This window comes from Aciduricibacillus chroicocephali, from assembly GCF_030762805.1.
GTDB lineage: Bacteria > Bacillota > Bacilli > Bacillales > Amphibacillaceae > Aciduricibacillus > Aciduricibacillus chroicocephali.
This window is the reverse complement of sequence record NZ_CP129113.1, coordinates 2,210,996-2,227,089: the sequence shown is the minus strand read 5'-3', so window position 1 is coordinate 2,227,089 and position 16,094 is coordinate 2,210,996. Positions and strand designations below refer to the sequence as shown.

The window sequence follows — 16,094 nt, the reverse complement described above, 5'->3', positions numbered from 1 at the left end:
CTATCTAGTATGCTTCTGCATATTACGCCGGCTCCACCAGTTCAGCCAGAGTATGGCAGAGAATCCGAGTGCAACGATGACGAGTACCCAAAGTTTAGCAGCGTCCATGTTTCCGGATTCGACGGAGAAATAAATAGCAAGCGGAATCGTGTCTGTGACGCCTTTAATATAGCCGGCGACCATGAGTGTGGCGCCGAATTCGCCGAGCGCGCGAGCAAAGGTGAGGACGAGCCCAGATAAAAGTCCAGGCCATGCGAGCGGGAAGCTGATTGTCCAGAAAATCCGCCAGCCGGAAGCGCCCATTGTGCGAGCGGCGTTTTCCAAGTTCGGGTCGTACTGTTGGAAGGCAGCTGAAGCACTTTGGTACATTAAAGGAAACGCGACAACGATTGCTGCAATCAGTACACCCCACCAGGAGAAAACAATCTGGAAATCGAAATACTTGATGAGGGGCTTGCCAATGAAGCCATTTTTACCGAATATATAAAGCAGACCAAAGCCGACAACGGTTGGCGGCAGGACGAGTGGCAGCAGGATGACCGCTTCTAAGACGCTTTTGCCGAAAAACTGGCGCCGGCTGATGAGCCGCGCCAAGAATGTGCCAGCGACGAAAACGAATAAGGTCGCAATTGCCGCCGTTTTAATTGAAAGCCAAAATGGTGAGAAGTCCATTTGTTCCATTAGAATACCTGCTTACTTCTCGAATCCGTATTTTTTAAGAATTTCCTGTCCTTTGCTCGATTTCATATAGTCGAGGAATTCCTTTGCTGGTATTTCATATTTTGAATCTGTTGTAACAGCTCCAGGATAGATGATCGGTTCGTGCCATGATTTGTCCGCTGTATCGATGATTTTAACTTTATTAGAAGTTGCAGCATCACTTGCGTATACGAATCCAAGGTCGGCATTTCCCGTTTCTGTATAAGTGAGTACTTGGCGTACGTCCTTTGCCATGATGAAGTGGTTCTTCAGCTTGTCCCATTTTTTCAAATGCTTAAGCGTGTCTTCCGTGTATGCTCCAGCAGGAACACTTTCAGGATTGCCGATTGCAATCTGTCCGGCATTTTTTGCTGTAAGGTCTTTGATTTTCTTTACCTTTGATTCCCCGTCTTTTTTAGTAATAAGAACGATCCTGTTCCCTGTAACATCAGACCGTGTACCTTTCTTTATGTCGCCACTCAGCTCCAGCTTGTCCATCCAATCTTGGTTGGCAGAAATAAAGACATCGGCAGGTGCGCCTTGCTGGATTTGCTGGGCGAGTGTTCCCGAGCTGCCAAGATTGAATTTCACTTTGACGTCATGAACTTTCTCGAAGTCTTTTTTCATTTCTTCCAGTGCATCTGTCAGGCTCACGGCAGCTGAAATAGTCAGTTCCGGCTTTGAATTGTTTTTGTTTGATGATTTATCCTCTTTCTTGCTGTCATTTGTAGTTCCACAAGCTGCGAGCATTACTGTCAGCAATAGGGAAATAACTAGAAGGGAGCTTTTTTTCATAAAGCATAACACCTTTCTTTTAAAATGAATTATATCTAATTATAATAGATTATAACTAAATATATCCTATCAATACAAATGAAAACCGGATATGAAAATGGAGTGTTTCTTTTGCTAGAAGAAGAAATCTATACCGTTGAGGAAGTGGCGCGTCTTCTCAAAGTGTCTAAGCTGACAGTTTATGACCTTATTAAAAAGGATGAACTTGAGGCATATCGTGTTGGCCGGCAGATGCGGATTGAGCGGACGGCGCTTGAAGCATATAAACAGCGAGGAAGAGGAAGTAATCTCAAGCCGGTCGAAGTTATTGAAAATGAAGTGTCTGCGACTGCCGGTAGGATTATTATTAGCGGTCAGGATCCGTGCATGGATTTGCTTGCACGGGAGCTTGAAGGAAAAGGGGCAGGTCAGCCGCTCCGTTCTCAAAGCGGCAGCCTTGACGGTCTCGTCTCCATGTACCGCGGTGAAGCAGATATTGTGAGCACGCATCTGTTTGACGGCGATACAAAGACGTATAATATACCGTATATTCGGAAACTGCTCGTCAGCCAATCTTTTGTCGTGCTGCATTTCATCAAGCGGGAAGCTGGGATCTATGTTCAGAAAGGAAATCCGGAAAATATAAGTGAATGGCCGGACCTTGCGAAGCCTGGCATTACGATTGCAAATCGTGAGCCGGGAGCGGGTGCGCGAGTGTTGCTTGATGAACAACTTAGGCTGAACGGGATTGGCAAGGACTCTGTTGCGGGTTATGATTCAATCTATACGAGTCATCTTGCAGTTGCAGGTGCTGTGGCAGCAGGACGTGCTAATGCGGGCGTCGGGATTTCACGTGTTGCTGGAAGTGCGAATGTTGATTTTGTCCCAATGATTACGGAGCAATATGATATCGTACTTTTAAAAAATCAGCATACTGAGAAACTCATACAGCATGTGAAAGATTTGCTTCGTTCGGTTGACTTGCAGGAAGAGCTTGCTTCAGTTGGCTATGATACTACAGGAATGGGTGAAGTCCTGTACGAGCAATAATTTTTAGGGGGAATTGGAATGGCAGAACATCATTTTCATTTGAAAGCAGAATGGCCAGGGGGACGAAACAGCGAAGGCTTCATCAGTGTAGGCAATCTGCAGACAAAAGTGTCCATCCCGCCGGAAATGAATGGTCCTGGAATCGGGACGAATCCGGATGAAATGCTTCTAGGTGCTGCGGCAACTTGTTACATCATTACTCTGGCAGCGATGATTGAAAGGGCAAATCTTCCGCTCGAACGGATGTCTATGGAATCTGAAGCGATTGTTGAGGAAGAAAGAGGTGTGCTCACTTACCGAAAAATCACTCATAAGCCATATGTCGCTCTGAAAGCGGAGGCGAGTGATAAAGACCGCAGCCTGTTAAAACGGCTTACTGAAAAAGCGGAAACGAGCTGCATGATTTCCCGCGCCATTCAAGGGAATGTGGAGATTGGGTTGGAAGCAACATTGGAATAGAAGGAAGGAAAGTGTGCTGTGTTTACAGTGCGCTTTTTTTGTTGGAGTTAAGGAAGACATTTGGTATGGGAAGAGTAACACTTTTGCGAACGTTGAAATTGTGTGCAACAGTTAGAATCACGCGCAAACCCCTTTTCCATCATTCCCCGAGTGCAATTTACCGCATTTGCCTTCCCTTTCCAACAATCTTACGGGCTTTTTTCAGCTATATCACAATCTGATTACGTTTCGTATATTGCGTGCTTATCCTGTGTGAATTCGGGTATGTTTGCTATATAATACGGGCTTTGAGTCTGACTTCAGAATGAATAAAAAGGGTGACCTGCTTTGTCTATGGGACGGAATGCTTTCTTTGATAACGCGAAACTTTTGTTGATTTTCCTTGTCGTGTTCGGCCATCTGATCCAGCCATCGACAAAGGATTCGAGTGTCTTGCATACAATGTACATATGGATCTATACGTTTCACATGCCGGCGTTTATTTTCCTCTCCGGTTTTTTTGCAAAAGGAGCAGGGAATAAGTCATATATATACAACCTGGCTAAAAAATTGCTGCTTCCGTATCTTGTTTTTCAGGCGCTGTATACGGTGTTTTATTTCTTAATTGGAAAAGAGAACTGGATGAACAGTGTGTTTGATCCGCAATGGGCGCTCTGGTTCCTGTTCAGTCTATTCAGCTGGCATCTCATGCTAATTTTGTTCAAGAAAATTGGTCCAAGATATGGACTGGCGCTTGCAGTATTGATTGGTCTTGCGATCGGTTATGTTCCTGAAGTCGGCTCGCTGTTCAGCCTGTCTAGAACGTTTGTATTTTTCCCGTTCTTCCTAGCAGGATTCTGGGTGCGGACTGAGCAATTACAACAGCTGAAGAAGCCTATTATTAAAGGCGCTGGTCTTGTCATCATGATAGCTGTAGCATTGTTTATTCATTGGATGCCAGATTTGGATAGCGGTTGGCTGCTCGCATCGAAGCCATATTCCATGCTGGAATCTCCGTTCATGGGCGTAATCACACGCGGTCTTGTTTATGTGACAGCTGTTGTGATGGCCTCGAGTGTGCTTGCATGGATTCCGTCACGCCACTTCAAACTTACAGTGCTTGGGGCAAGGACGTTGTACGTTTATCTGCTTCACGGCTTCTTTATTCAGACATTCCGCAAGCAAGATTTGTTCTCTATTGACAATATCATTGATGCAACGGAACTTGCCATTGTGGCAGCGGTGATTGTACTTGTGCTTTCCAGCAAGCCTGTGCTTAAGCTTTGGCAGCCATTCATCGAAGGGCGCTGGAATTCGTTCTGGAGTTTCATAAGAGGAAATACGGGCAAACGCTCGCAAGTATCCTGATCAGATTGAAATTAGCCAGGTTTCCATCATAGGAAGGCAGGTGCTTAGTAAAATGAAGGCTGTTGTTTTTGGCTCTGGAGGTTATGTTGGTGCATCAATATATGAAGCTCTTCGAAAAGAAGAGAAGCTGCAAGTAATCGGTGTGGACTTGAATGAGGAAACGAAAGAGAACATGGTTAAGCTTGATGTGAATGATCCGGAGAACTTCTCTCAGGTTTATAAGGAAATCCAGCCCAATGTCATTATTTGGGCGCTGATGGCTGGAGCTGAAGAACAACGGTTGAGCGATGAAGGTTTGCTTCATTTGATCAGTCACATGACACCGTCAACGAAACTCGTCTACCTTTCTTCGGATTATGTGTTTGCCCGGGGGAGAGGACCTTATTCAGAAACCGATGTGCTTCAGACTATGGCAGATGATCATGGTATGAGCAAATATGCCAACGCAAAAATCAAGTCCGAGCGTTTTATAGAAAAGGAACTGACTAACTTTGTCATTCTGCGTTCCGGACCTGTTTATGGAAAAAATGCGCGCGACAAGCTGGATGCCCATACGGAAAATCTGGAACAGACCGTAGCGCAAGGAATGCCCGCTCATTACCGGGATGATCTGATTCGGACCTTTGTTCATATTGAAGACCTGTCTAAGATTGTTGCTGAAATGGCGCTGAACGATCGGACTGGCGTTTATCATGTCGGTCCTGCTAAACAGGAAAGTTTCTATGAATTTATGAGGAAGCAGGCGAAACAGGCAGGATATGATGAAGCGCTTGTCAAAAAAGAAGAGCGCAAACTGCAAATGAACTTGCCGCAAAACACAGCCTTGCTGACAGATCGGCTCCGCATGATTACGAGTCAGCAGATGCGCTGAGGGATTCTTGCGGTCTAGAGATTCTATTGTTTTATGCGGTTATTCTGCTCTATGGCATCTCGTTACTACTGCTTTTCCGCGGAATTCAGCATGTTACTCAAATCAGGCGATCAATAAAAAACCTTCCACGCTGCGGTGAGCAGAATGGAAGGTTTTTTCGGCGTCATATTAGAAGAGCAAATGTGCAACTCCGACGATGACGAGCAATGTAATTACTGTTCTGATCAGGAAAATCAGGACAAGGTCTTTGAAGTTGACTGGAATCTTCGAGCCGAGCAAGAGTCCGCCTACTTCTGACATGTAAATAAGCTGTGTAACTGAAAGGGCAGCGACTACGAAGCGAGTCATTTCTGAATGAATCGATTCTGCAAGTACAGACGGCAAGAACATATCGGCAAATCCGATAATGATCGTTTGTGAAGCATGTGCCGCTTCTGGAATCTGCAGCAGTTCAAGCAATGGGATGAAAGGCATGCCGACCCATTTGAAGAAAGGTGTGTACGTAGCAATAACCAAAGCGATTGTACCGAATGCCATAACGACTGTAGAAACACCCATCCACATATCGAGGACATTTTCGCCACCAGACTTCAGGAATTGGTAGATGCTCTTTTCTTTACGGCTTCTGGCGATTGCCATGTCGTAGCCGTGTTTAATAATGTGAGTGCCTTCTGGAGCTGACTCATCAAGTTGTTCATCGGAACCATTTACATATGTTTTCGCCTTAAGTGAAAGCGGCGGTATGCGGGGCATGATGAGTGCAGCGATAACGCCTGCGAGCAGAACAGTCAGATAGAAAGGAACGAACATATTGCCAAGGTGGACTGTCTTTAGCACAACGAGTGTGAACGTAATGGAAACGACAGAGAATGTCGTACCGATGACAGCTGCTTCCTGTTTCGTATAATAGCCATCTTCATATTGCTTGCTTGTAAGCAGGACACCGATCGTACCGTCGCCGATCCAAGAAGCGAGGCAGTCGATGGAAGAACGCCCAGGCAGTTTGAAGAGAGGGCGCATCACTTTTGACATAAGTGTACCGAACATTTCCATGAGTCCGAAGTTCATGAGCAATGGAAGGAAGAGGCCGGCGAATAGGAATACAGTGAACAGTGTATGAAGCAGCGAACCGAGCAGGACTTGCCCTGTATCTTCACCCCAGACAGCTTCAGGTCCGACTTTGAAATAAGTCATGACAGCAAAAATTGCTGCAAGCAGACGGGTAATCGTCCAAAACGGTGTTACTCCGAAAAGATTTTTGAAAAACGGTGTCTTGTCGTATATTTCCCGGCCAAAAATCATTGCAATCAATGTGAACAGAGCTGTTATACAGATGATGAGCATCATGATCAGCGAAAGATAATTGGTAAGCAGATTACCAAGCCAATTGGAAAGGATGGCGATCGGTATTGTAAATTCGCCTCCAACTTTAATCGGAATCATAAATAGGAAAACACCGATAATCGATGGAATGATGAATTTAAGATGATCGGTAATTGTGTATGAGTTCTTCATAGGATTGCCTCCTGACTATTTGTAACTTCATTATTATACATTGGACTGAATGAATATGCATCCCTTTTTTGAAAAGAATTTGCCCTCTTGCAGTAATTCCCAGTATCCAAAACACCGACCGCAAGTTTAGACATAGAGTGAGACGGAAACTAGTTATTAGGAATCTGTTTTAAAGGGAGGTTTTCAAGTGAAAAAGTGGATAATTGCAGTCTTTTTTATTTTTCTGACTGGCTGCAGCCACATCAGAGTATTGAATCCGCAGAGTGATACGGGCAAGGACCAGGCTTTCCTCATTTGGCTGTCTCTCGCAATCATGCTTTTTGTGCTGGTCATTGTATTCATTCTCTGGGGACGCTTCGTTTGGAAATATCGGGAGTCGAAGCAAAAGAACAACCCGAATTTGCCAACGGATATTACAGAGAACAAGCTGTATGAAACGATCTGGACAGTGGGACCGATTCTGCTGCTTGTGGCGCTTGCCATTCCGACGATTTCAATTACATATGGCCAATCACCGGTGACAAGTGCAGATAAAACGAAGTCGCATGTCGATCCGCACAGTAAAGGGACTCATATTAAAGTGACTGGTGAAAGATTCATATGGACGTTCGAGCATAAAGGCGGCAAGAAAGAGACAGGGGTTCTCGTCATGCCTGCCAATACGAAAGTCTATTTTCATCTGCATTCAAAAGATGTCATCCATTCTTTCTGGATTCCCGAAATTGCCGGTAAGAGCGATGTCATGCCGCATACAAAGCTTATATATGAAGTTAAAAATGCAAAACCAGGTGAGTACGAGGGTAAATGTGCTGAATTTTGTGGAGTCGAACATGCGAAAATGCGTTTTACGGTAAAAGTCATCCCAAAGAAAGAGTATGAAAAATATATAAAAGAGAAGTAGAAGGGGAGGTTTTTAACGGATGAAATTGCCAATCGTCGGCTTTATGCCGTCAGATGTCATTGCTGCTTGGATTTTTACTTTTGTCGTTGGTGCCATCATTACAATATATGTGCTTAAACGAAGAAAACTCCCTTTAATTTGGGATTACATGAGAACGACGAATCATCGGAAAATCGGTACGCTCTATTTGCTGTTCGGTTTTGTTTTTTTCCTGCGTGCGGGGATTGATGCTTTGCTCATGCGCTCGCAGCTTGCTTTGCCAAATAATCATTTCTGGCTCATTCAGGGAGAGAAATACAATGAAGTGTTCACGACCCATGGAACGATCATGATCTTCTTCGCGGCGATGCCGATGCTGCTTGGATTGATGAACGTTGCTGTACCTCTGCAAATTGGTGCTCGTGATTTGGCATTTCCATATTTGAATGCGATCGGTTTCTGGCTTTTCTTCGCTGGGGGCGTGTTCTTCAATCTGTCATTCTTCTTCAACCAGGCACCGTCTGTCGGTTGGACAGGCTATGCACCGCTATCAACAGAATATACGCCAGGACCGAATACAAATTTCTATGTGTTCGGCGTCCAAGTATCCGGGCTCGGTACGATTCTTACTGCTATTAATTTAATTGTAACGATATTACGCCATCGGGCTCCGGGCATGAAATTGACGCGGATGCCCCTTTTTCCTTGGGCGGCACTATTTACTTCCTGGCTCATTCTGATCGCTTTCACGGTGCTTGCAATTGCTCTCTATCTCATGATGTTCGAGCGGCAGTTCGGGGCGGCGTTCTTCTCGGGAGATGAGGGAGATCCGGTTTACTGGCAGCATCTATTCTGGATATTTGGCCATCCGGAAGTGTATATATTGGCACTTCCAGCGTTCGGGATTTTCTCAGATATTATTACGACATTTTCCAAGAAACGTATCTTTGGTTATCCGGCAATGGTTGTTTCGCTCGCTTTAATTGGCTTCCTTGGCCTTATGGTTTGGGCACATCATATGTTCACAGTCGGTCTTGGGGCGATGGCGAATACATTCTTTGCAATAACGACAATGATGATTGCCATTCCGACAGGGGTTAAAGTGTTTAATTGGCTATTCACGATGCGAGGTGGCATTATCCGTTTCACGACACCGATGCTGTTCGCGCTCGGTTTCATACCGTCCTTCGTTATGGGCGGTGTGACAGGTGTCATGCTTTCCGTATCTGCAGCGGATTTCCAGTATCATGATACGCATTTTGTTGTGGCGCATTTCCACTATGTCATTATCAGCTCTACGATTCTCGGGATTTTTGCAGGAATTTATTATTGGTTCCCGAAAATTACAGGCTATCTGCTTGATGAAAAACTAGGGAAATGGCATTTTTGGCTTTTCCTTTTCGGTTTCCATATGACATTCCTGCCGATGCATTTGACAGGATTGAACGGAATGCAGCGACGTGCTTACGTTTATTATGCAGGTGAAGGATTAACTGCTCTCAACTTCACGAGTACGGTCGGTGCCTTTCTTATGGGCATCAGCATGCTGTTCTTCTTCTGGAATCTGTACAAGACGTTCCGTTTCAAACCTATTGCCGGCAACGATCCATGGGACGGAAGGACTTTGGAATGGACGCAAGCGTCGCCGTCACCTGAAAATACATTCGAACCGATGCCTGTTGTGCATACGTCGGACCCTTATTGGTTCGCTAAGAAATCCGGCCACGCAATGATTACGACTGATGATGTGCGGCCGATGCCACCGTCACCGCAGACGATTCTGCCATTCCTGACAGGTATCCTGATGATCAGCCTAAGCTTCGGAATGGTGTATCACTGGTTCTGGCTCGCTGTTCTAAGTGGTGCGGGTGTGTTTGCGATCATGTTCATCCGTAATGTGTCAGATGAAAGAATCAAGATGGAGAAAGGAGAAAAAATCCATGAGTGAGTATGAAGGCGCATTGCTTAAGGATAAAAAGATTGGCTTCGGCATGTACCTCGGTGTTGAGGCAATCATGTTCGCTACACTGTTCACAAACTATATTATTTTCACCCCATCACCACATGGACCGCAGCCGGGTGAGCTGTTTGAAGCGAAAAGTCTGATCCTATCTTCATTCTTTCTCCTTTCTTCCAGCTTCACACTTATTGGCGCCGAGCGTTTTCTGAGTAAGGGGAAAAAGCTCGGATTTCTCATCGGTCTTGGCATAACGTTCCTGTTTGCCGCAATTTTTCTCGGTCTCGAAGTCAAAGAGTTCTATAAATATGTTTCTGAAGGAAACGGCGTGAGTGCGAACAATTTCATGGCTTCATATTTTGTGCTCGTCGGTCTCCATGCAGCCCATGTCGCTTTTGGCCTTGGCTGGATGGCGGCGCTCTTCACTAACTGGATGCGTAATATCCAGAAACATCTCTATCATGAGAAATTGAAGATCTTCAGTTATTACTGGCATTTCGTTGATGTAATGTGGGTAGTTATCATTCTCGTTGTCTACCTGCGTTTTTTAATCTGACAGGAGGGGTTTGATGGAACTTGGATTGACAATTGTGCTCGTTGTCTTCGGGATTATTATAATTGGGATACCATTGGCTGTTTTGTTTAGAATCTATTTCCATGATCGCAAACAGGAACAGCATACAATTCTCCGAAATTATCCAGTGCTTGGAAAGGCTCGTTATATTGTCGAAAAGATGGGTCCTGAGCTTAGGCAATATTTGTTCAACAATGATAATGAAGGTAAGCCGTTCAGCCGGCGCCAATTCGAATTCGTATATAAAGCTGCGAAATATAATAACCGGATGATCGGCTACGGTTCGGAGCGGGATTTCGAACAAGGTGGTTATTATCTTGTTAACAGCATGTTCCCGTCACAGCGTGAAGAAGTGCGCATCGAGCAGGAACCAAAGGTGAAGACGAAGTTATACCGTATTGAGGATGAAGGACTATTTAGTAGAAAAGAGAAGCGTCATGATACGGAACTTGATCCGTTTCTGTATCCAGATGAGGATGCAATTATTCTAGGAAAAGACACGGTTCGGCAGCCATTCAAGGTAAAAGGAATGATTGGACAGTCTGCGATGAGCTTTGGTTCTCTTGGTGACCATGCGGTTACAGCGCTTTCCAAAGGGCTTGGAATGGCAGGGGGAACATGGATGAATACAGGTGAGGGAAGTTTGTCACCGTATCATCAGAAAGGCGAAGTTGATATTATCATGCAGATCAGTTCCGGTCTGTTCGGTGTCCGCACCGAAGACGGAAAAATGGACTGGGATGCTTTTGTTAAAAAAAGCCGCATTGAGCAGGTGAAGGCGTTTGAGCTGAAGCTTGCCCAGGGAGCGAAGCAACGCGGCGGACATGTTGATGGCAGCAAAGTAACGAAGGAAATTGCTGAAATCCGCAATATTAAAGTAGGGCAAACTGTTGACAGTCCGAACCGTTTCCATGAATTTTCCGATATTGAAGGTTTGCTTCATTTCGTTGAAAAGATGCGTGAGCTCGGCGGAAAGCCGGTCGGTACAAAGATTGTCATCGGTGATGAAAAACAAGCTGAACAATATGTCGCTAAGATGAAGGAAATGAACATTGTACCTGATTTTATTACGATAGATGGCGGTGAAGGCGGCTCCGGGGCAACTTATTATGAGTTGGCGGAATCAGTCGGGTTGCCGGCTTTCTCAGCATTGCCTTTGCTGGATGATCTGCTGAAGAAGTACGGTCTTCGGGAGCGGACTCACATTATTGCGTCAGGCAAGCTGCTTACCCCGGATCGGGCAGCGATGGCGCTTGCTCTTGGGGCGGACATGATTAACATCGCCCGGGGCTTCATGTTGAGTGTTGGCTGCATTATGGCTGAAGTTTGCCATACGAACCGCTGTCCAACTGGTGTCACGACAACCGATCCGAAGCTGCAGCAGGCGCTGGCGATTGAAGAGAAAAAGTACCGCGTGGCTAATTATGTCGTGGCGATGCGGGAAGGTATCTTTGAACTGGCAGCAGTTGCAGGGCTGAAGTCACCTCGGGAATTTTCCCGTGAACATATCGTTTATAAGCAACATTTCAAAGATGTTGTTCAGCACCGGTAGGAAGGGCACGAAAAGTGCACTTCCTTTTAATTGTAAAAATTCCGTTAAACAGTTGCATTTGTAATTGAAAGCGATTACAATAGGAAAAAAGTTACTTTTATATGACAGGTGCGGGGGCATGGAGGAGTGGGACAAAGCCAAATGGAAATTTTTTTCAGTGAAACGAAGCATCAGCTAGGGAGAGAACTTGCTGAATGTGAAGTCAATTTCTTACAATGGATGTACGAACGCCACGAACTCGAGAAGACAGAGCGTCTTACTGACAAAACGGATTGAACAAGTGAATATGCTTTGTACATACATGCGCCCGGAAAACGGTTTCCGGGTTTTTTGCAGTTCTCAATTCTTTTTAAGACAAGTTGTAAACATGGTATACTCTGATTCTAAGGAGTGAGCTGTAATGAGCGTTTCGACAGATAAAATCCTGGATAAAATGATACAAGAAATTACAGAGGCCCGCAAAGCGGGAAAGCCGGAGGATATTCAGAAGCACGCCAGCCGGATCCAATTGCTATGTGAACTGTTGCTTGATGATCAAGGTGACCAGAAGCAAGTGGAGGCTGAGATGCATAACATTCAACGATCTGAACCGAGTGGTATTATGCCTTCTAAAGATACTGGCGGTTCGCTTTTGGATTTCTGAGAGGATGGAGATATAAGATGAAATTATTTTTGCTACTTGGCATTATTAATGGGTTTCTTGCTGTAGCCCTCGGTGCATTTGGTGCACACGGACTTGAAGGCAAGATCAGTGAAAAAATGATTAAAATTTGGGAAAAAGCCGTTACATATGAAATGTTCCATGCAACGGCACTGCTTGCAACAGGCCTTCTTATGATGAAATATCAGTTTGCGAGCATGACTGCAGCAGGATGGGCTTTTCTTATTGGAATCATTCTGTTTTCTGGAAGTCTATATGTATATGCTGTGACTTCTGTTAAATTCTTTGCAATCATCACACCGTTCGGAGGCGTTTCCTTCCTTATCGGCTGGGTGCTGCTAGCGATTGCAGTTATGAAGATCTAGTGAATGAGTGACATTATCGGCTAATTAGCATCAATATGGAAAGCAAAAGCAATATTCCGCTGCAGACCCAGTTTTTGAGTGCGTCCTGCTTTCTTCCTGTGTGGGCGGCGCATAGACCTTCAATGAGGATACTTGCCGCAACGAGCCAAATAGTGAATGTCCCGAACAGGAAGGATTTTTTCAAGAAAGCAACGAGGAGCAGGAAAGCAGCGGCAGCGAGGGTGATCAATTCCATTCTTTTTAGTTTGGCGAATTGATGCATCAAATAGAATCACAACCCTTATAAAAAATGGGCATGGTCAGAAAATTCGACCATGCCTTTTTCTGTCGTCTATCGAGTTGGAGCAGTACCGGATGCGCGTGGCGCAGTTGTAGATAACAGACCGGCAGTCTGCGCGCCAAAAGGATACTCGTAGTTGACACGTTCAGGGAAAATTACATAATCGAGATAAACCATGAGAAGCAAATAGCGTTCGTTCGTTTCTGGGTTTTTCAAAATAAGATGATCACGGCCCGCAGCTTCAATCGTTCCTTGGAACACTTGCTGATTCGGACTGTTCTCGAATGTCATGTACGCTTTGACTAGCTTGTCGCGATTCAGGCGCAGAATGTTCTCCACATAGGACTGTTCAATTGGAAGCATTCCAGGTACATTGCTTCCCGGCTGAGACTGCATTCCAGGTCCAGGCGACATTTGGAAAGGTGAAGCTGTTGGCTGTTGATATGTGTAAGGATATCCGCCCGGCATTTGCTGCTGGAACTGAGGAGATCCGGCTCCAGGCTGCTGTCCTGGAACACCTTGAGAATAAAAAGGCGGTACGAAGGACGGACTCTGTTGCCGTGTTTGATTATTATTATAGTTGCTCATAATTTCTAAAAACCTCCTGATGAGTTCGAATTTTCAACTGTTCCCCAAAAGCCTATGCTGGGCGTACGCTCCATATGATTAGAAAACGTTCGGGCATTCAGTTTGAGTTGGATTAAAGAAGCAATGTGCTTTGTATTTTCCGGAATTCCACTGACCGTACCACTGAGCAGGACAGTTTGGTGCATCCGGGCGGAAATACCAAAGTGAATTCGTTGCTGGATGGAAACGGGCACCATTCGCAACCCTTCTCGCTAGCTTTTTCTCACTTTCACGAGCTCTTTGATAAAAGTAGCCCTTCTGTGTAGCCTCGAACCCGCCCGGACTTTGGAATACCATCTGGTCAATCGTGCGCAAGCCTTTGAAGTCGAGACAGTTGGACAAAATCCGGTTTACTCCAACATTACCGACCATCAGCATTCCGAGATTACCTTCACCCTCAGCCTCAGCACGGAGCAGCCGGGCGAGCGTAGAAATGCCTTTATCCGTATATTTGATGACCGCCATCAAAACCCCTCGTTTCTTCTGAAAATATCAGTCTCCAAACAGCCTATGCTGGTGAAAGTAAGGATGGAACAGTAAAGTGGGGAGTTGGTGCGAGTTGGTGGCAGGGGGACGAGCTGGTTGGTTTATTGTACGGTTTTATGTGCGAGTCCGCGAACACAACTTAAGGGTGAGCTGGTTTCCACCCTTAAAACATAAAAAACCCCGCCGCAAGATAGCGACAGGGTGCAAAAGAGTCTTATACTTCAAGATAAGATGTGACTGATTCTTTATCAAGAATGTTACCGACGAGGAATTCACCAAATTCTGCATAGTGAGCGCTCGCTTCGTCAAAACGCATTTCGTATACGATTTTCTTCAAGTTGATGACATCGTGAGCGAAGAGTGTAACGCCCCATTCCCAGTCATCGAAGCCGAAGGAACCAGAGATAATCTGAGATACTTTACCTGAGTATTTGCGGCCTGTTTTGCTATGTTCATAAAGCAGTCCGGCACGCTTTTTGAAGTCTGTATCATACCAGTTATGCTGGTCGCCGCGACGTTTGTCCATTGGATAGAAGCACATATGCTCCCATTTTGGCAGGATTGGCTGAAGGCGGGCTTTCACATGAGGGTTCTCCTCAGGATGCTCTTCCTCGTACGCGCGGTATTTCGAAAGTTCGACAACAGACACATATGAGTAAGCCGGCAGCAAGTAGTCGCCGATCTTGGATTTTGCAAGTTCTGTTTCGAAGTTGCCGAGTTCATTCATAGTCGGACGCAAAAGCATGAACATGATGTCTGCTTTCTGACCTACGATTTGATAGAACGCGTGGCTGCCTTCCTTCTTCTCCTCAACAGCTTCCCATTTGGCAAGCAATTCCTTCAGTTCACCAATTGCTTCGGCGCGCTCTTCAGGTGCGGCCTGTTTCCATGCGGGCCAGTCAATGTTGCGGAAATCATGCAGGCAATACCAGCCATCCATTGTTTCTACTGCTTGTTCAGCCATCTTGATCTCTCCTTTAATCATCACGTAGTCTTCTCAAGTGGAATTATATCATACAGCATGTCCCAGGGCATGTATCCGAGCCGGTTGACCTGCTTTTACCATAGGTTAATTGTCGGATTTGTGACATCTGATCGGTTCATTCCGCTTTTTCATTTGTTGTAATCGTGTTTGGAAGTCTGCAAGTTCTTTAACAGTGAAATCACTAAAAGAACATCCCGCAGAAAGCGAATCGAGACTTAAAATGGCACGTCTTCCGAGGTCATTAGCACTTATGGAAATCCCAAGCAATTCTGATAGGGAGGCCATCGTTTCCGGCCGAATGTCAGGAGGCGGATTTTTAACCGTTTCCCCGCCTAAGCCAATATTATAAAAATCTTTTACAAGCTCAGCGCGCTTTCTGCTGTCTCCGGCTGCGTCCAAATAAATCTGAACAGCGACACCGTCTTTCACCCGTCTTTGAGAGATGCCGGCGAATTTTCTCCCACCGATGCTCAAGTCATAATCCCCCGGGCAGTAGGAGCCGACAATTTCATATGCCTCAATCTTGTCTGTCAGATCGCGCAGCATGTAACGGACGAAAGCGACCATTAAATCATAGCCTTCATGAATGCCGAGATGTTTGGACCCTGGCAGAATAAGGGATATGTTCAGCACATCATGATCAAGCACGACAGCAAGTCCACCTGAATTGCGAATGATGACATCATGTCCTTGCACTGCAGCATAGTCGAGCGCTTCAGGCAGATGCGGCAGTCTCGAATCCGGGATGCCGAGTACGATAGATGGATTATGCACCCATAGCCGCATCGCTGGTAGGGTGGTTTCAGACACGGAAAGTGCCAATGCGTCGTCGATTGCGAAGGACATTTCAGCTGTCATACGCTCGCCGGCAAAGGTCTCGGTTTTTGATTGATCGAATATGCGAAATGCTGTTTTTTCAAAAGTCTCCTGCCAATTTTCCACATTATCACCCGGGTTTCGAACTATTTTTTAATTATCCTTTTTATGTTTGCTCAATTACTATATACTATAA

General features: G+C 45.4%; 19 protein-coding genes. 11 read left to right on the top strand and 8 right to left on the bottom strand.

The genetic code is table 11. The features are described 5' to 3' along the window. Together modB and modA are read right to left on the bottom strand one after the other, a co-directional pair. Positions 1–672 carry a molybdate ABC transporter permease subunit gene (modB, locus tag QR721_RS11550; RefSeq protein WP_348029839.1) on the bottom strand — a complete coding sequence of 224 codons (672 nt, stop codon included), beginning with the start codon at positions 670–672 and terminating at the stop codon, positions 1–3. A gap of 21 nt (positions 673–693) precedes the next feature. Next, complete coding sequence (modA, locus tag QR721_RS11545; protein WP_348027106.1) at positions 694–1,494, bottom strand: molybdate ABC transporter substrate-binding protein; 801 nt, start codon at positions 1,492–1,494, stop codon at positions 694–696. Between the two features lie 111 nt (positions 1,495–1,605). On the opposite strand from modA, the gene QR721_RS11540 reads away from it, so the two are divergent. The 4 genes from QR721_RS11540 (at position 1,606) to QR721_RS11525 (ending at position 5,200) form a co-directional block, all read left to right on the top strand. Next, positions 1,606–2,523, top strand: coding sequence for a substrate-binding domain-containing protein (locus QR721_RS11540; protein WP_348027104.1), 918 nt, complete (start codon positions 1,606–1,608; stop codon positions 2,521–2,523). A gap of 18 nt (positions 2,524–2,541) precedes the next feature. Beyond that, complete coding sequence (locus QR721_RS11535; RefSeq protein ID WP_348027102.1) at positions 2,542–2,982, top strand: OsmC family protein; 441 nt, start codon at positions 2,542–2,544, stop codon at positions 2,980–2,982. A 333-nt stretch (positions 2,983–3,315) separates the two neighbouring features. Further along, positions 3,316–4,329, top strand: a complete 1,014-nt coding sequence (locus QR721_RS11530) for an acyltransferase family protein (protein ID WP_348029838.1) — start codon at positions 3,316–3,318, stop codon at positions 4,327–4,329. A gap of 52 nt (positions 4,330–4,381) precedes the next feature. Continuing rightward, on the top strand, positions 4,382–5,200 hold the full coding sequence (locus tag QR721_RS11525) for a sugar nucleotide-binding protein (RefSeq protein WP_348027100.1): 819 nt from the start codon (positions 4,382–4,384) through the stop codon (positions 5,198–5,200). Positions 5,201–5,368: 168 nt separating this feature from the next. Here the strand turns inward: QR721_RS11525 and QR721_RS11520 are convergent, their stop codons facing one another. Continuing rightward, positions 5,369–6,715, bottom strand: a complete 1,347-nt coding sequence (locus tag QR721_RS11520; RefSeq protein WP_348027098.1) for a YjiH family protein — start codon at positions 6,713–6,715, stop codon at positions 5,369–5,371. Positions 6,716–6,902: 187 nt separating this feature from the next. Between QR721_RS11520 and coxB the strand changes: the two genes are divergently transcribed. From coxB to QR721_RS11485, 7 genes are all read left to right on the top strand, one after another. Further along, a complete protein-coding gene (gene coxB, locus QR721_RS11515; protein WP_348027096.1) occupies positions 6,903–7,616 on the top strand; it encodes a cytochrome c oxidase subunit II in 714 nt (237 codons plus the stop codon). Positions 7,617–7,635: 19 nt separating this feature from the next. Beyond that, positions 7,636–9,543, top strand: a complete 1,908-nt coding sequence (locus tag QR721_RS11510; RefSeq protein WP_348027094.1) for a cytochrome c oxidase subunit I — start codon at positions 7,636–7,638, stop codon at positions 9,541–9,543. Further along, entirely contained in the window at positions 9,536–10,108 is a 573-nt protein-coding gene (locus tag QR721_RS11505; protein WP_348027092.1) for a cytochrome c oxidase subunit 3, read from the top strand. The genes QR721_RS11510 and QR721_RS11505 overlap by 8 nt, the downstream gene beginning before the upstream one ends. 13 nt (positions 10,109–10,121) lie before the next feature. Beyond that, positions 10,122–11,678, top strand: a complete 1,557-nt coding sequence (locus tag QR721_RS11500; RefSeq protein WP_348027090.1) for an FMN-binding glutamate synthase family protein — start codon at positions 10,122–10,124, stop codon at positions 11,676–11,678. 126 nt (positions 11,679–11,804) lie between these two features. Continuing rightward, a complete protein-coding gene (locus tag QR721_RS11495; protein WP_348027088.1) occupies positions 11,805–11,954 on the top strand; it encodes a hypothetical protein in 150 nt (49 codons plus the stop codon). A gap of 124 nt (positions 11,955–12,078) precedes the next feature. Next, a complete protein-coding gene (locus QR721_RS11490; RefSeq protein ID WP_348027086.1) occupies positions 12,079–12,321 on the top strand; it encodes a DUF5327 family protein in 243 nt (80 codons plus the stop codon). Positions 12,322–12,338: 17 nt separating this feature from the next. After that, positions 12,339–12,704 carry a DUF423 domain-containing protein gene (locus QR721_RS11485; protein ID WP_348027084.1) on the top strand — a complete coding sequence of 122 codons (366 nt, stop codon included), beginning with the start codon at positions 12,339–12,341 and terminating at the stop codon, positions 12,702–12,704. A 13-nt stretch (positions 12,705–12,717) separates the two neighbouring features. Here the strand turns inward: QR721_RS11485 and QR721_RS11480 are convergent, their stop codons facing one another. The 5 genes from QR721_RS11480 to QR721_RS11460 all read right to left on the bottom strand — a co-directional run bounded on the left by QR721_RS11480 (position 12,718) and on the right by QR721_RS11460 (position 16,024). Further along, on the bottom strand, positions 12,718–12,969 hold the full coding sequence (locus QR721_RS11480) for a hypothetical protein (protein ID WP_348027080.1): 252 nt from the start codon (positions 12,967–12,969) through the stop codon (positions 12,718–12,720). 66 nt (positions 12,970–13,035) lie between these two features. Further along, the gene (gene gerQ, locus QR721_RS11475) at positions 13,036–13,572 is read right to left on the bottom strand and encodes a spore coat protein GerQ (RefSeq protein WP_348027078.1); all 537 of its coding nucleotides are present in this window, start codon (positions 13,570–13,572) and stop codon (positions 13,036–13,038) included. Between the two features lie 78 nt (positions 13,573–13,650). Further along, complete coding sequence (locus QR721_RS11470) at positions 13,651–14,076, bottom strand: cell wall hydrolase (protein WP_348027076.1); 426 nt, start codon at positions 14,074–14,076, stop codon at positions 13,651–13,653. A gap of 235 nt (positions 14,077–14,311) precedes the next feature. Beyond that, a complete protein-coding gene (hemQ, locus tag QR721_RS11465; RefSeq protein ID WP_348027074.1) occupies positions 14,312–15,061 on the bottom strand; it encodes a hydrogen peroxide-dependent heme synthase in 750 nt (249 codons plus the stop codon). A gap of 105 nt (positions 15,062–15,166) precedes the next feature. Beyond that, positions 15,167–16,024 (bottom strand): lipoate--protein ligase family protein, encoded by an 858-nt coding sequence (locus QR721_RS11460; protein WP_348027072.1) that lies wholly within the window; start codon positions 16,022–16,024, stop codon positions 15,167–15,169. Positions 16,025–16,094: the final 70 nt, after the last annotated feature.

Excerpts from the sequence above, each read along its gene's own strand:
- modB (WP_348029839.1), bottom strand. The coding sequence starts at position 672 with ATGGACTTCTCACCATTTTGGCTTTCAATTAAAACGGCGGCAATTGCG.
- modA (WP_348027106.1), bottom strand. The coding sequence starts at position 1,494 with ATGAAAAAAAGCTCCCTTCTAGTTATTTCCCTATTGCTGACAGTAATG.
- QR721_RS11535 (WP_348027102.1), top strand. The coding sequence starts at position 2,542 with ATGGCAGAACATCATTTTCATTTGAAAGCAGAATGGCCAGGGGGACGA.
- QR721_RS11530 (WP_348029838.1), top strand. The coding sequence starts at position 3,316 with ATGGGACGGAATGCTTTCTTTGATAACGCGAAACTTTTGTTGATTTTC.
- QR721_RS11525 (WP_348027100.1), top strand. The coding sequence starts at position 4,382 with ATGAAGGCTGTTGTTTTTGGCTCTGGAGGTTATGTTGGTGCATCAATA.
- QR721_RS11520 (WP_348027098.1), bottom strand. The coding sequence starts at position 6,715 with ATGAAGAACTCATACACAATTACCGATCATCTTAAATTCATCATTCCA.
- QR721_RS11510 (WP_348027094.1), top strand. The coding sequence starts at position 7,636 with ATGAAATTGCCAATCGTCGGCTTTATGCCGTCAGATGTCATTGCTGCT.
- QR721_RS11505 (WP_348027092.1), top strand. The coding sequence starts at position 9,536 with ATGAGTGAGTATGAAGGCGCATTGCTTAAGGATAAAAAGATTGGCTTC.
- QR721_RS11500 (WP_348027090.1), top strand. The coding sequence starts at position 10,122 with ATGGAACTTGGATTGACAATTGTGCTCGTTGTCTTCGGGATTATTATA.
- QR721_RS11490 (WP_348027086.1), top strand. The coding sequence starts at position 12,079 with ATGAGCGTTTCGACAGATAAAATCCTGGATAAAATGATACAAGAAATT.
- QR721_RS11485 (WP_348027084.1), top strand. The coding sequence starts at position 12,339 with ATGAAATTATTTTTGCTACTTGGCATTATTAATGGGTTTCTTGCTGTA.
- gerQ (WP_348027078.1), bottom strand. The coding sequence starts at position 13,572 with ATGAGCAACTATAATAATAATCAAACACGGCAACAGAGTCCGTCCTTC.
- QR721_RS11470 (WP_348027076.1), bottom strand. The coding sequence starts at position 14,076 with ATGGCGGTCATCAAATATACGGATAAAGGCATTTCTACGCTCGCCCGG.
- hemQ (WP_348027074.1), bottom strand. The coding sequence starts at position 15,061 with ATGGCTGAACAAGCAGTAGAAACAATGGATGGCTGGTATTGCCTGCAT.